We start from the raw sequence: 16,116 nt of genomic DNA, 5'->3' as shown, positions 1-16,116 counted from the left end.
TCCCCACCTCTAAACTTCTAATACAATAGTAACTACCTTCATATATATAACTTATATTTTTAAAGCTGATTGTTATTATATCATAAAATATATTTATGTAAGTTTTCGAAATAGAAAAGTTATCGTGAATCATTTGTGAAGAAAATGTGAAATATATACAGCAAAAACTTTAATCCTCCCCACACAAGTCAATCTCCAGCCTAACTCCCTCCACATTCAACCAGTTTTAAGATTGGAGTCTTACTGTACACATATAGCAGAATAAATAAAAAGGTATTACGTTGTTACGTAATACTCTTCCAGATAATCATAATTCTCAATAATCGTTCACATTGAAAAAGACATAAAATGAATCTTTAATAAGTATTTTTTTGTTCATCTCCACAAATAGCAGGATAAATAAAAAAGTGTCACATTATAAATGGATACAGATTATTATTATGTAACACCTTTTCGTAAAAACATATAGTACTACTTGAATTGCGATACCGCTATCCCCAACAAAATGAAACACTTCTTTAAATCCCTCCATGATAGAGGGCTCCCTTTATATCGCCACTTCTATATCATCGTTTTAATTATAATTAAAAGCTATCCTTTTCTATACAATATATCCTTTTATTTTTCGTATATGGTTAAAGAATGCATTTACATGAAACAGCTATTCCTAACGTATCATATTAGGAATAGCCTCAATAACAAATATCTTATCTAGCTTAAAAATTAAATTTGACATTTTCAATTTCTGTATTCTCGATTACTAACCCTTCAATCTTAATATTTTCTAATTTTATATCCTTATTTGAGCTAATCGTGTCTAAGATGCCTAAAAAATTCTCCGCTAATTTTTTAATGGTTTCCATTCTATACAAACTACTTGCATATTCAAATTCAAAAAATAACTCTTTTTTTCCTTTTTCTACAAATAGGGTTAGATCAAATTTCGAAATTTTCTTTCTGTATTTAACAGGCGTCATTTTCAAATTCCCCATTATATTTTCATTGATTTGAGATTCTTGAAAAGCTAACATTGTAGAAAATATAGGGTTTCTCCCTAAGTCTCTCTTAATTTTTAACTTATCAATAATCATATCAAACTGATAATCTTGATTATCATACGCTTTAATTAACTGTTCTTTAATCTCTGACAAAAACTCCGTAAAGTTTTTTTTCTCAATGGGGAAACTTCTAATTGCAATAGTATTTGCAAACATACCAATGATATTTTTCAAATCAGAATGTGTCCGCCCTAAAATAGGCATTCCTACAATTATATCGTGCTGCGAGGAACATTTTGATAATAAAATACTATAAGCTGCAGACAAAATCATGTACAATGTCGTATCTGTTTCTAAACATAAATTGTCTAAACGTTGCTTTAATCCATTTCCTCCTTCAAAAATAAAACTATTTCCTTCAAAGCTTTGTATAATTGGTCTTGGAAAATCTGTAGGCATATCTAATACTGGAAGATCCCCTGAAAGTACATCTAACCAATATTTTTCTTGTATACTTGCAGCACTAGTCTTTAAAAACTCATTCTGCCAATAAACGAATTCTTTATATTGAATAGGGTTTTCCTGTAACAGTTTTCCTTGATATAATTCTGATAACTCCTGCAGTAAAATATTGACTGAATATCCATCTGAAATCAAATGGTGCATATCTGTTAAGAGCACATGTTTATGACTACTTAAGCGAATGATCTTAACTCTTACTAAAGGAGCTTTACTTAAGTCAAAAGGTTCAATAAATTCATCAATTATTTTTTCCAGTTCGACATTTAGCTTACTTGATGGATTAGAACATAAATGTTCACCTAAAACAGAATAACTAATTTCTATATCTACTTCTCCCTGAATTCGTTGTTTGGGCACACCATCTACTACTTCAATAGATGTTTGAAATGCCTCATGTCTCTTTACAATCTCACAAAAAGCTTTTTCCAATTTATCCAGGTTGATTTCACCTTCAAGTAAAGTTGCTCTTGGCATATTGTAACTAGTTCCAACCTCTACCATCTGTTGTAGTATATATATCCTTTTCTGAGCGGAAGAAAGGTCGTAATATTCACACTTTTCTACAGGTTTTAATGACACATACTTACTTTCATAGCTTTTCTTTATATGCTTACTTATACCTCTTACTGTTGGTGCTTTAAACGCTTCTCTTAACGATATATCTACACTAAACTTTTTATGAATCTCTGCCATTAAAAGCATTAACGACAATGAGTTTCCACCCATTTCAAAAAACGAGTCATTCATACTAATTTGCTTAACATTAAGAGTTTCTTCCCACATTTGTGCAACAGTTTTTTCAATTGGATCCTCAGGCAGTTCATAATTAGTTTTTATCAATAATTCATCCTTAATTTCTGGGAGCGCTTTAACATTTAGCTTACCATTTGGAGTCAAAGGAATTCTATCTAACTTAATAAAAATAGAGGGTATCATGTAGTAAGGAATCTTACTTGAAAGGTATTCCCTTATTCCCGACCCATTCTCGTTCTCTTTCAACACAATATAAGCACATAGTATATTATTATTTTCTTTATCTTTTTTTGGAACAACAATTGCATCAAGTACCATATCATGTTGCAACAGTACTGAATTTATTTCTTCTAACTCCACTCTATATCCTCGAATTTTCAATTGATTATCCATTCTTCCGAGAAATTCTACTTCTTGATGGCATGTGAGCCTCCCTATGTCTCCCGTTCTATAGAGTTTGATTTTTTCATGTCCCAAAGGTGAAACCGTAATAAACTTTTCGCTATTCAAATCAATTTGATTCAAATAACCTTCTGTCACTCCTACTCCACCAATACAAATTTCACCAGCCACTCCAATTGGAACAAGTTTTTGATCCCTATCCAAAATGAATATTTTCGCGTTATCTACTGGTTTTCCAATAATCGTTCTCTTGGATACAAGGTCAAAATCAGTAGCATTAAATTTGTTAAATAGAGCGCCAATAGTGGTTTCTGTAGGTCCATAGTGATTCATAACTGCAGTTTGCGGATACACCCTATTAAACTTACTAATATCAGCTGACTTCAATTCTTCACCGCCCAATACGATTAACCTTAGTGCCATGCAATTCTCATAATCTTCAATCGCGCGATGGTTAACTAAATAATTGAATAGTGAAGGAGTCAATTTTATATAACTTATCTTTTTCTCTTTCAAATATGTTATAAGGGTTTCTGGGAGCATATAATGTTCTTTTGGGACCAAATGTAACTCACATCCATTTAATAAAGCTGTATACAAACTTGTATATCCTAAATCAAATGCAAAAGAAGATACCAATAGTGTTTTATCACTATACATTATACTTGCTTCTCGTGTGAACCATGAAATATAATTTACCAAGCTTTGATTCTTAATTGGTACCCCTTTTGGGAGCCCAGTAGTACCAGATGTATAAATAATATATATTGGATTATCAACTGTACTTCTTTCTTCTATGTTTGAAGGACATTCAAAAAATAAGCTCTTATCTTCCAATTCCATAACCTCACAAGTAAAATTATTAGAAGTTAATAAGTGAGACTGGGTCAAAAGAAGAATTGTATCACTGTCTTCAATCATGCTATTTATTCGTTCTAATGGAAACTCCGGATCAAGGGGTAGATAAATTGCCCCACTTTTAATAATACTCCATAGTCCAATGATCATTTCAATAGAAGGCTCAGCTAATAAAGCGATTACTGTATCACTTCCTGCCCCCTTCTTAATCAAGTGTTTAGCTAATTGATTTGCTTTATCATTTAATTCCTTATAAGTTATTGTCCTCTGTCCAAACACTACAGCAGTACGATTCGGATGTTTTTCCACCAGTTCTTCAAATATACGTTTAATCGTTTTTTCTTCTGGATACAAAGTATCAGTATTATTAAAATCACCTATTCTATTTTTTTCTTTCATGGTTACTATATCAATTTCCTCAATTGGAATAGTAATGTCCTCTATGATAGTATCAATAATTTTAACAAAATGTTCCGCCATTCGTTCCATCGTCTCTTTACGGAACAAACCTGTACTATATTCAAATATAAAACGAAGTTGTCCATCCTGCTCAGTTACTTTCAGCTCTAAATCAAATTTAGATGTACGATTCGTATACTCGTACGGTTTAATTTCAAAATCACCTATTTCCGCCCTTACTGCATCAACATTTTCAAAAGCAAACATCACATCAAACAGAGGATGACGATTCACATTTTTTCGCAATTGTAGCTTATCAACGAGCATCTCAAATGAATATTCCTGATGTTCCAGAGCTTGAAGTGTGTGGCTTGCAACTTCTTTCAAAAAATCCTCAAACCGTTTCTCTGAAGTAGGATAATTTCTGAGCGCAAGTGTATTAACAAACATACCTACCACATTTTCTAATTCAGAATTCAGTCTTCCTGCTACTGGGCTTCCGATTATAATGTCTTCTTGTCCGCTATATTTAAACAATAATATATTGAATGTCGAAAGTAATAATGAGTACAGAGTAGCTCCTTTTCGGCTTGAGATTTCATTTAATTTAGATGTATAATTTTCATCCAAATTAAATTGAACTACATCACCTTCAAACATTGGCTCATCTAATCTTGGATAATCAGTTGGTAAATTGAGTAATGGTATTTCTTTTGAAAATATTTCAAGCCAGTAAAGTTCTTTTAGTTTCCAGTTCCCGGATTCTATCATTTTGTTTTGCCAGTTTGAAAAATCTTTGTATTGAATTCTTACATCTGGCAAATTATTTTTTTGATAAAGAGATGCAAACTCTCTAATTAAAATTCCCATTGATAAACCATCGGATATAATATGGTGCATATCATAAACAAGCAAATATTTCGATGATGATCGCACCTCCACAATTGCCGCTCTGAACAAAGGCCCTTTCTCTAAATCAAATGGTCTAATAAATGTTTCAACAACACTCTCAAAATTTTGTTCATCTGCATACAAGTGTTGCATATTCCATTCAGGATTCTGATGGATTTTTTGAACTATTTTCCCTTGTACTTGTTTAAATGTTGTTCGCAAGCTTTCATGGCGATTAATTAAAGCTTGCAATGCTTTTTCTATCTGTACTATATTAACTTTCCCTTCAAGAAATACTGCTCCGGTAATATTATAGTTTGTAGATGCACCATTCAATTGACTAACAATATACATACTTTTTTGTGCTGGAGAGACTTCATAATACTCCTGTGGTGCTACTAGACAAATCGCTTCATATGTTTCTTTTTTCCCCATCATTTCTTCAATGATTACAGCCAATTCCTTAATAGTAGGAGATGCAAATATATTTCCAAGTGGAAGTTCAACTTCAAATTCCCTATGAATTTCAGAAACAAGTGTTATTGCTTTTAACGATTGCCCCCCAATTTCAAAGAAATGATGGTTAATGCCTACACTATCAGTTCCCAGTATCCTTTCCCAAATACTTACAAGTTTTTGTTGTATCGTATTATAAGGTTTTTGATACTCTTCATCAAACTCTACTTTAATCTCCATGCTTTCTAGGGACTTCCGATCAATTTTCCCATTCGGACTGAGTGGAAGACTTCCTAGTTGAATAAAATAAGAAGGAATCATATATTCAGGAAGTTTCTTCCGCAAAAAATCCCTTATACTGCATTGATTATTTGTATCATGTGAGGGGGAGTCATAGAATGCAACAAGATACTTATCATTTGCTACTCCATTCTTCACGACAACTATAGAGTTTTTTATGCTATCACATTTGTTTAAAACAACTTCAATCTCTCCTATATCAATTCGATGCCCTCGTATTTTTGTTTGGTCATCCTTCCGTCCCAGAACCTCAATGTTACCATCGCAAAGTAATTTCCCCATATCTCCTGTTTTATAAAGCATTTTTCCATAATTATGATAATATGGATCTCGAATAAACTTATCCTTCGTCAACTTAGAATTGTTAATATAACCTCTAGCTAAAGGTATGCCACCTATGAATATTTCCCCCTTCACTCCAATTGGCAAAGGATGCATATTCTCATCAAGGATATAAATGCGCCTGTTAGCAAGTGGTTTTCCCACGGGAATAAATTTTAAATTGGCGCTTTTAGTTCCTTTTCCAGACACTTCATATAAAGTACTTGTCATCGCCGTTTCAGCAGGGCCATATGCATTTAATAAAATAATATCTTCTAAAGGTAACTGTTCCCACATCCCTACTTTCTCCGCTGGCATTTGTTCCCCACCAACTATAACGAGTCTGAGCTTACTATCTGGAATTATTTCTGGTCTTGTATACCATTCTTGTACAATTTCGCCCCAATAATTTGTAGGTAGATTAACAACTGAGAGTCCAAGTTCAACACATTTCTGAGAAAACTGATACGGAGTCCATATATTCTTATCACGCAAAACAAGAGAACTTCCTGCAGCTAGTGTTGTAAAAATCTGTTCAAGTGAAATATCAAAACTTATCGAAGAAAACTGAAGAACACGATCCTCTGGTGTCAGCTCATAACGTTTGCGAATATCAATGGAGTGGCTTACAACTGCTTCATGAGACATCATTACACCTTTTGGTCGACCAGAAGAACCCGAAGTATAGATGATATATGCCAAATTCTGAGGTTCGATTCTAACACTCGGTTGTTTTTTTGGTTCTTCGAGCACTGAATCCCATTCTATATCAAGACAAACGGTATGCCCCTGATAATCTCTAATCTTCGATTGTAAATTATTTTGGGTGAGTAATATAGGTACTTGGGCATCTTTCAACATCAAATTTATTCTTTCTCCAGGATAATCCATATCAATAGGTAGAAAAGCTCCACCAGCTTTTAAAACTGCTAAAATCCCTACAATCATTTTAGGTGAACGTTCAACATACACTCCCACAGGTATTTCAGGCCCGACCCCTAACTTAATGAGCTTATGTGCTAACTGGTTTGAAAGTATATCTAATTCTGTGTAAGATAAACTTTCATTCCCCTGTATAACAGCAGGTTTGTTTAAATTTAATTTTACTTGATCAGTAAATAAATCCTGAAAACATTGATTCTTAGGATAATCCAACCAAGTAGAATTATTATCACTTAAAATATGTGTAAGTTCTTTTTCGGAAATCATTGAGATATCCTCTAACTTATCATCTTCGCTAACAAGCATTTCCCACAAAATATTGATTAAATGCGAAAGTATCTGATTTGCTTCCGTTTCATTTAAAAAGGAACTATTGAATAGTAGCTTCAATTGCAGCTTTGGTTGTAGATTACAATAAACAACCAAAGGGTAATCCATTTGTTCATCTATACGTACTGATTTCACTTGTAATGAACCAATTCCAACTTTCAATTTCACATCGAATGGATAGTTTTCAACAATTACAATACTCTCATACAAATCATATAAGGCAGAGCTTCTTGGCATATCAATCCAACTTCTTATGTCAACGAGTGAGGTATATTCATATTGACGCATTTCAACCTGCTTCAGTTGTACATCTTTAAGCCACTTAATCAAATTTACATTTTTATTTATCTTTACCCTAAAAGGAAGAGTATTCATAAAGCAACCAATTATTGAATCCGAACCTTCTAACTCAGCTGGACGCCCTGATGAAGTTACCCCAAAAATAATATCTGTTTCTTGGGAATAGCGATTTAAAAGAATTGCCCAGGCCCCCTGAATCATAGTATTTAGTGTAATCCGATTCTTTCTAGTAAAGTCTTGAATTATCTGCTGTTTATCTTCAGACACTTCGTATACTACATCTCCAAAAGCGGATAACTGATTTGAATTTTTTGCAGGAAAAATATTATTGAATCGTATAGGTGTTTTAAATCCATCTAACGCGGTTCTCCAAAATTGTTCCGCTTTCTTCTTATCTTGCCTACGTAACCAGTCGATATAATCTTTAAATGAATATACGTGTCCAAATGTTATCTTTTCACAAACACATAAGGCTTCATAACACTGACCCAGTTCTTTAAAGAGGATGCTATTACACCAACCATCTAACTGGAGGTGATGATGTGTCCATACTACATCATAGGCATACTCGTCTTGCTTAATGACCAAAATTCTCATAAGTGGTGGTTTTGAAAGATCGAATCCTTTTTTACGATCTTCCTCAATAAGTTGTTCTAAATTTTGCAATCCTTCAGATTTTGAAAAATTTGTCCAATCTAAAACTTGGAAAGGAATTTTTATATTTTTATGAACAATCTGTACAGGTTCTTCTAGTCCTTCCCAATGATATGATGTTCTTAAACTTTCATGTCTATCTAAAAGTTTTTGCCAAACCTTTTCAAATATCTCAATATCTAGTTTTGATTTTATTGAAAATATTGTTTGCTCCACAGTTACTGACGATTTTGGTGAGTAGATATGATGAAAAACCATACTTTGTTGTACAGGTGAAAGCATGTATATATCTTCTATATTTTTATATACCTCAAGCCATTCATCAATTTTCTTTTGATCTATGGAGGCAAGAGGGAAATCTGAAGGCGTCAAATATGTGCCTTCTTTTGTTTGACAGTGGTCAATTATATCCTTCAAATTGTTGACAAAGTCCTTTGCCAAGCCTTGAATTGTTTCAACCAAATGACTATTCGCACTGTATTTCCATTCTACACATAATTTTTTGTCAACGATCATACATTCAATTTCAAGCAAGTGACTTCTAATTCCATTCAAATCACGGGTTAGTCCTGTATTCACATCCGATATATTAAATAACTGCTGTTTTTTAGTTGCTTGCTCGAACTGTCCTAAATAATTAAAGCTTATTTGTGCCCTTTTCCTAGACGAAATTTGCTCTCGCATCTCTTTCTCTGCTAAGTAATATAAAATTTCATAACCAATTCCACCATTTGGTATAGCACGATACCGCTCTTTTACTTCCTTCAATATTTCTGCTATGCCCTTCTCTTTTTCAATGTCGCCTATAACAATAGGATAGACACAAGTAAACCATCCTATAGTTCTTGAAGTATCGTACTCTTTTAACAAAGTATTCCTACCATGGCCCTCCAAATCAACTAGTGTTTCACCACTCCAATTTGCTAATGTACTAGAAAGTGCGGAAAGCAGAATATCATCAATTCTCATTTTAAATAATTGATACGTGTCATGCAGTAAATACTTTGTTTCTTTCTCCGTCAACATAAAAGAAAGTGTACGAGCAGATTTTTCATCATTTCTCCCCCCTTCCATGTCAATAGGTATAGTATTTATAGAAGAAGGGACATTGTTCTTCCAAAAAGCAAGTTCATCTTTTAGCTGATTGGAAGAAGCATATTCATAGATATGCTCAGACCATTTTTTAAAAGAGAGACCTTTCACGGGAAGTTGAACAGAACCACTATTTGTAAGCTGTTCATATATCATCTGTAGGTTGTCCAGCATAAGTCGCCATGAATATCCGTCTATTACAAGATGATGTACTGTTATAAACAACCTTCCTTTTTCCTGATGCCCAGAATCAAAATATGCAACTTTAATTAATGGCCCATCTGTGATGTTTAATTCATAATGCAATTTTGATAAAATTTCATGCATATGACTATTATTAAAATCATGTAATTCAAATAACACATTCTCATCAGACTCTGAATAAACTTGAATCCATTCTCCAGCTCTTTGATAATAACGGAGCCTAAAACTATCATGATAATTTGTAAGTATACGAAAACTTTCATGCAACAAATCCGGATTTATACCTGCTTGTGTTTCCAATAGCACAGATTGATTCCAATGATGATAATTTTCCAAATCTTGCTCAAAAAACCACTTTTGAATCGGTGTAAGAAGCACTTCACCAGTCTCAGGTTCTTCTATTTGATCTTCACTATAGCTTTCTTTAATATCTACAATACAATCCGCCAGTTCTGCTATCGTTTGGTTCTCAAACATCTGACTCACGGTAATCTCTATACCCTTTTGAAGAGCTTTACCTACTATTTGAATACTTAGAATCGAGTCTCCTCCCAACTCGAAGAAGTTATCATGTATACCAATTTCCCTCTGATGTAGACCCAATACTGCAGACCATACCTCTACTAGTTCTTCTTGAACTTTATTTTTTGGAGCAACGTAACCTTTATAGGTATGAATTTGAGGAACCGGTAAGTTCCTTCGATCAAGCTTTCCTATCGAAGTTAAGGGCAGACTCTCTAGCTGAATATAGTATGACGGAAGCATATAATCTGGTAACTCTTTTGCTAAAGATTCCTTAAGTTCCTCCATGTTAATCTGAACATGGGAAACGATATATGCACAGATAACTTTTTTTCCATTATTAATTTCCCAATCAATTACAGCAGCATCTTCAATGTAGTTTCTTTTTAATATTAAATTATGAATTTCTGAAAGTTCAATCCGATACCCTCTGATTTTCACCTGATGATCCTCTCGTCCAAGAAACTCAATTTCTCCGTTTGGAAGCCATCTTCCTAAGTCCCCTGTTTTATACATGCGATCATTTGGATTAAAGGGATCATTCATAAACTTATCATTTGTAAATTCTGGAATATTCAAATAACCTCTTCCTACACCGTCTCCAGCAATATACAACTCACCAGGAACACCTATTGGGCTAATATTTTTATCTTTATCCAATATATAACATCTAACATTTGAAATCGGTCTCCCTAAAGAGACTGTACTTTCGGAACATTCAATACTTAAAGCATCCACTGTTGTTTCTGCTGGACCATAATTATTATATAATTTATATCCTCTATCAATCAGTGCATCTTTTAATGATTCTTCTAGTCTTTCTCCACCTGAAATAACTGTGTGTAAACTCTGTAATTTGCGATCATGACATAATAATTCTTTTAATACAGTCGGTATGAAATTAATAATATGAATTTCATGTTGATCAACATAATCACAAAAGTGCTTCCTATTTAAAATCAAATTCTTTTCGGCTATATGTAATGTCGCTCCATAAAGTAATGTACCGAAAAAATCCTCAATACTCGGATCAAACACATAATTTGTTAGTTGTAATAGATTCGTTTTTTCCGTTATATTAAATGTTTTTCCAAACCACTGAACAAGATTAACAACATTTCGATTTTCTAACATTACACCTTTAGGTTTTCCTGTAGTACCTGAAGTATACAAAACCGTAAATAAATCATTCGGACTAAGATTTACTTTTGGTAGAAGAATCTCACCTGAAAAATCCCCACTATTATCCAATGCAAAAACACAATCATTGCTGAATTTTCCAATCACATATTCGTTTTTATTAATTAAATCCTTACTGGTCAATATGAACTTTGTTTGACTATCCTGTATCATATACATTTTCCTTGACTCTGGATATTCTGGATCAATTGGCAAGTATGCAGCTCCGACTTTTAAAATAGCAATTATCCCTATTAGCATTTCAATTGATGGATCCGTCATGATTCCAATAATCTCACCCTTTTTCACTCCTTTTCTAAGCAGTTCATTTGATAAGTTATTGGACATATCATTTAATTCTTCATAAGTCATAGTCTTATTTTTATATACAATCGCAATATTATCCGGGGTTTTCATCGCTTGTTGCTCAAACAACTGACTAATCGTCAACTGATTTGAATATGTTTTACGAGTATTATTAAATTCCAAAAGGATTTGTTTTTTCTCTTCAATAGATACGATATCAATCTCTTCTATTTTTGTTTGAGGGTTTTTTATGACTGCTTCTGCAATTATAGTAAAATGTTGAGCTAAACGCTCAATTTTAGATGATTCGTATAATTGTTCGTTGTAACTGAAACATATCTCAATATCTTTGTGCAAACTTATACTAATAGATAAGCCATAATTAGTCATTTCAAAGGTGGAATATGAATTCAAAGCGATTCTATTTTTGTTTTTCAGTATCGTTTGATCTAAAGGATAGTTTTCAAAAACAACAATAGTATCAAAAAGATCGTTTTCTATTTCCAATTCACTATATTTTTTTATATCTACCAAAGATGATGTTCCATACAATTCCCAATCCTGCAATGTCTTATTTAATTTTTTGATAAGTTCTATAGATGTTTCGCCAGCATCCTTTTTGACTCTTAATGGAACTGTATTTATAAACAGGCCTACCATTTCTTCAATCCCATTAAATGTTCCTGCTCTACCGGAAATAGTTGAGCCAAAAATAATGTCATCACAATTATGATTCTTTTGTAGCACAATTCCCCATAAACTATAAACAAGGGCGGCAAGAGTAACTTCATTTTCCTTCGCAAATCCTTCCAACTTATCCCTTGAAAATCGAATACGATACTGATGATCTTTTCGAATTGATTTATGTTTCTTTTTTGTTACTTCCAATCTATTTTGCGAGTTAAATCCTTTTAAATACTCTTGCCAAAATACTTTCTGCCTTTCTTTATCCTGTTTTTGAATATATTTAATAAAATCTTTATATTTTTTTTTAGTAGGCAGATTGTAAGTTTCTGATTCACTAAGGCATCGGTATGCGTTTAGGAATTCTTTTAAAATAATTCCATTACTCCAACCATCATATATAATATGATGATTACTTATAATCATTTCATATCTTTCTTCTGCTAATATGCACAAAGTAACCCTGAATGGTATTTCTCGAAGATCGAACTTTTTTTCACGATCTTTAACTTTTATCTCTTCTAGTAAAATATTTTTTTCACTTTCACTCTTGTGTGTAAGATCAATTATTTTAATATGAGGGGTATGTTCTTTCAATACTATTTGAACAGGAGTTTTCACTTTTTCCCAACGAAATAGTGTACGTAACTGCTCATTTGTTTGGACAACCGCCTCCCAAGCTTTCGTAAACAATCCTGCATCAACTCTACCTGAAATCCCCAAACATATCTGTTCAAAATACTCATCGCTTTCAGGATTTTTTAAATAGTGAAATAACAACCCTTCCTGTATTGGCGCTAAACCAAGAATATCTTCCACATTTTGTTTATCCAATTTTATCATCATTGAGCTCCTCCTTGAGACAATCAAATGAATCTAAATAATTATGCTTCTGCATATTTTCTATAATTTTCCCTCTTTCCATCTTGATAACTTTATCCGCGATATGAAAGTACCTATCATCATGAGTAATAGCAATGATAGCTTTTCCTTTTCCCTTTAATTCAGCCAATAGTTCTGTATAGAAAAAATGTCTAAATTCAGGGTCTTGATCTGCCGCCCATTCATCAAATAGATAAATAGATTTATCCTCTAAATAGCTAATTAATAGCGCTAGTCTTTTTCGTTGTCCTGTTGAAAGTTTAGTTGTACTAAATTCTCCATTTTGAATTTGTACTTTTTCATCGATACGTAATATTTTCAAATATTTTTTTATTTCTTCTTCTTTTGAACCATAGTCAATACCATAGACTTTTGTAAACAAATAAAAATCACTAAATATTGCGGAATATAGCTCTCTTAACTGTTCCTGATTTATTTCTTGGTTGTTAACAAATATGTTTCCGCTATTTGCAGAATACAAACCTGTAATTAGTTTAGCAAGAGTTGATTTACCACTACCATTGCCACCGGTTATAAATACAACCTCTCCTGATTTAAGTTCAAAATTAATTGGCCCTACTTGAAAAGCTTCTCCATGTTCACTTTCGTATTGATATACTACCTCTTTAATCTCCATGTTTATTTTACTTTGAGGCATCAAAGTACTGTTTACGTCTGTCTTACTAGTTTCAGTTTTTAAATACCTTGAAAAATCGTTTATTCTCTTCCAACTAATTTTCATTTGAATCGCATTAGGGATAGTATTGAGTATACTATGTAGCGGCCCTGTCATATAAAGAAAAACAAAAACATAGCTTCTTAAAAACTCACTCTGTACCCCTTTAAATAAAAGCGGAAATAAAAATGTAACAGCCCCAATTACCATAACAAACAGCAATTCACCAATAATAAAGACATTAGCAAACTTAAGACCACCTTGAATCCGCTTATCCTTATAATCCTCACAGCTCTCTTGCATCCCTTGTCCAAACTCTTCTCGTTTTGACTTTCCTATACTTAACTCTTTATAACCGCCAATAAGATCGTTTATATATCTAAAAAAAGTGTTTTGGATATTTCTTGTTTGTTCCCAAAGATTATTAGCTGATTTTCCAGCTACATAATACATACCTGCTGCAACCAAAATAACTGCAATAGAAACAAGCAGTCCATAAACATTAATTACTCCCAAATAAACCAAACAACATAAAAGTGTAATTGAATCAGTCAAACCAGTAATTATGGTGGCAGCATAATTACTGATAGCTTCTGTATCATTATTTAAGGTGGTTTGAATTCTTTCTGACTCTATTTTTTCAATTTTTTCATAAGGATTTTTTAATATATCGTTAATTAACTGGATCCTTTTTTCATAAATTAGATTATTTGTAATGGTAATCAACTGCGTCCGTACCAATTTTTGCGCTAATACATAAGTAATAATTCCTAGCAAAAAATATAAAAATAGACTATTGTTGCTTGAATAATTACTTATAGTTAAAGCTTCATTAATAATAAAAATAATCATCGCATTTCCAAAACCACTGGTTACACTCAACACAAAAATCGGAAAAAAATTTTTCTTATCATGCAAAGGAAAAATAATTATTAAAGATAAATATAGGCAGAACAGTACAATACCAATTAAAGTAGCCCATACCGCAAAACTCATACTGATAGGTAACCAAACATTAACAAAATCCCAAGAAAGTCTCCCGAAAAATACAAATGGAATTTTATAAAGCGCATACCCAGCTAAGAACGCAAACAGAAACGTTATGAAGGGGATACAAATACTTTTAAATTTATTTTTTTCCAATTTCCTTATTTTCTTATACACCTGAATCATAACTATGAAAATAAAGTATAGAGTAATAATTGAAAAAGGAACCATAAACAAAAGTACAGTAACAGAAAAAGCATCGATACTCTTATACATATCTTTACCGTTTGTCACCACACTCTCCCCCACAAGTGTGTCCATAATACCTTGGCCAATATTTTGAGTGTAATCGGAGTTCATGTTAGCCATCACCGCAACTCCCAACTTCTCTTGAGGATGAAATACAACAAAAGAGGAGAAATTCGGATTACTTCCTGCATGTGATATTTCACCAGGACCATTTTGAAAAACTTGCCACCCTCCGGCATAAGAAGAGCCATCCTCAGATGGTGGAACTGATCTGTTTGGTATATGTGTACTATAAATTGCCTTTTGCTGATCATCACTTAGTCCATATATCCCAAGCTGCATACGAAGCCACTTTTCCATGTCTTCAGTATTTGAGATAAAATAACCTGCGGGTGTATTCCCTCGATAAATAGGTGCATTAAACTCTATAGGCTTTAAAAAACCTATTTTATACCCCTTTGACATATCATATTTAGCGACATCTTTTCTAAACAAAAAAGTATTACTCATATTAAATTGGTTTAATATATTATTCTGAACGTATTGTTCAAAAGATTGATTGGTAACTTTTTGTATAACTAATCCTAGAATATCGTAGTTAATACTAGCATAATTGAATTGCTCTCCTGGATATGTCTCCAATTTTTGATTTAATATTTCTCTAACTGTATTTTCCAACGCATCATTATCATTTGAGATAGGTATGTCCCCAATCGTATGAAAAGGGATCCCACTCGTATGATATAAAAGCTGTTCAAGAGTTATTTCAACATTTTTATTAAGTTGTTCTCCTTTATAATTACCTTCATATGTCATTTGAAACCAATGCAAATATTTGCTAACGGGGTCCTTTAAATCAATTAACCCCTTTTGAACAAGTTGATATATTGCGAGAGCTGTAAACGCCTTACTATTCGAACCGATTTCAAATAATGTTTTTTCCGTTACACGTCGCTTTTTCTCAAGATTTGAATAGCCAAAACTTTTTTTATATACAGCTTGATCACCTTTGACTACTATCACTGACATTCCAGGAATTTTGGCTTCTTGCATTTGTTTTTTTATAAGCGAGTCTAGTTGTTCTTTATCGTTTTCCGTAAACATTCTATCATTCTCTGCATTTGCTATTTGAATCCCAAATAATATCTGTACATTTAATAATATTACAAGGGTAATCAAAACAATTTTTACTCTCATCATGATTGAATG

The 16,116-nt window shown here is 32.7% G+C and carries 2 protein-coding genes; both read right to left on the bottom strand.

What is annotated here, in order from left to right; genetic code table 11:
* Positions 1-716 precede the first annotated feature (716 nt).
* Positions 717-12,956, bottom strand: a complete 12,240-nt coding sequence (locus tag MR113_RS15660; RefSeq protein ID WP_242255362.1) for a non-ribosomal peptide synthetase — start codon at positions 12,954-12,956, stop codon at positions 717-719.
* Entirely contained in the window at positions 12,940-16,107 is a 3,168-nt protein-coding gene (locus MR113_RS15655) for a cyclic peptide export ABC transporter (RefSeq protein ID WP_242255359.1), read from the bottom strand. Before MR113_RS15655 ends, MR113_RS15660 begins: the two co-directional genes overlap by 17 nt.
* Positions 16,108-16,116: the final 9 nt, after the last annotated feature.

The sequence above is a fragment of the Bacillus cereus group sp. BfR-BA-01379 genome (assembly GCF_022663605.1).
Lineage (GTDB): Bacteria > Bacillota > Bacilli > Bacillales > Bacillaceae_G > Bacillus_A > Bacillus_A mobilis.
The sequence above is the reverse complement of the archived record's forward strand: the minus strand, read 5'-3'. Positions and strand labels throughout refer to the sequence as shown.

Excerpts from the sequence above, each read along its gene's own strand:
- MR113_RS15660 (WP_242255362.1), bottom strand. The coding sequence starts at position 12,956 with ATGATAAAATTGGATAAACAAAATGTGGAAGATATTCTTGGTTTAGCG.
- MR113_RS15655 (WP_242255359.1), bottom strand. The coding sequence starts at position 16,107 with ATGATGAGAGTAAAAATTGTTTTGATTACCCTTGTAATATTATTAAAT.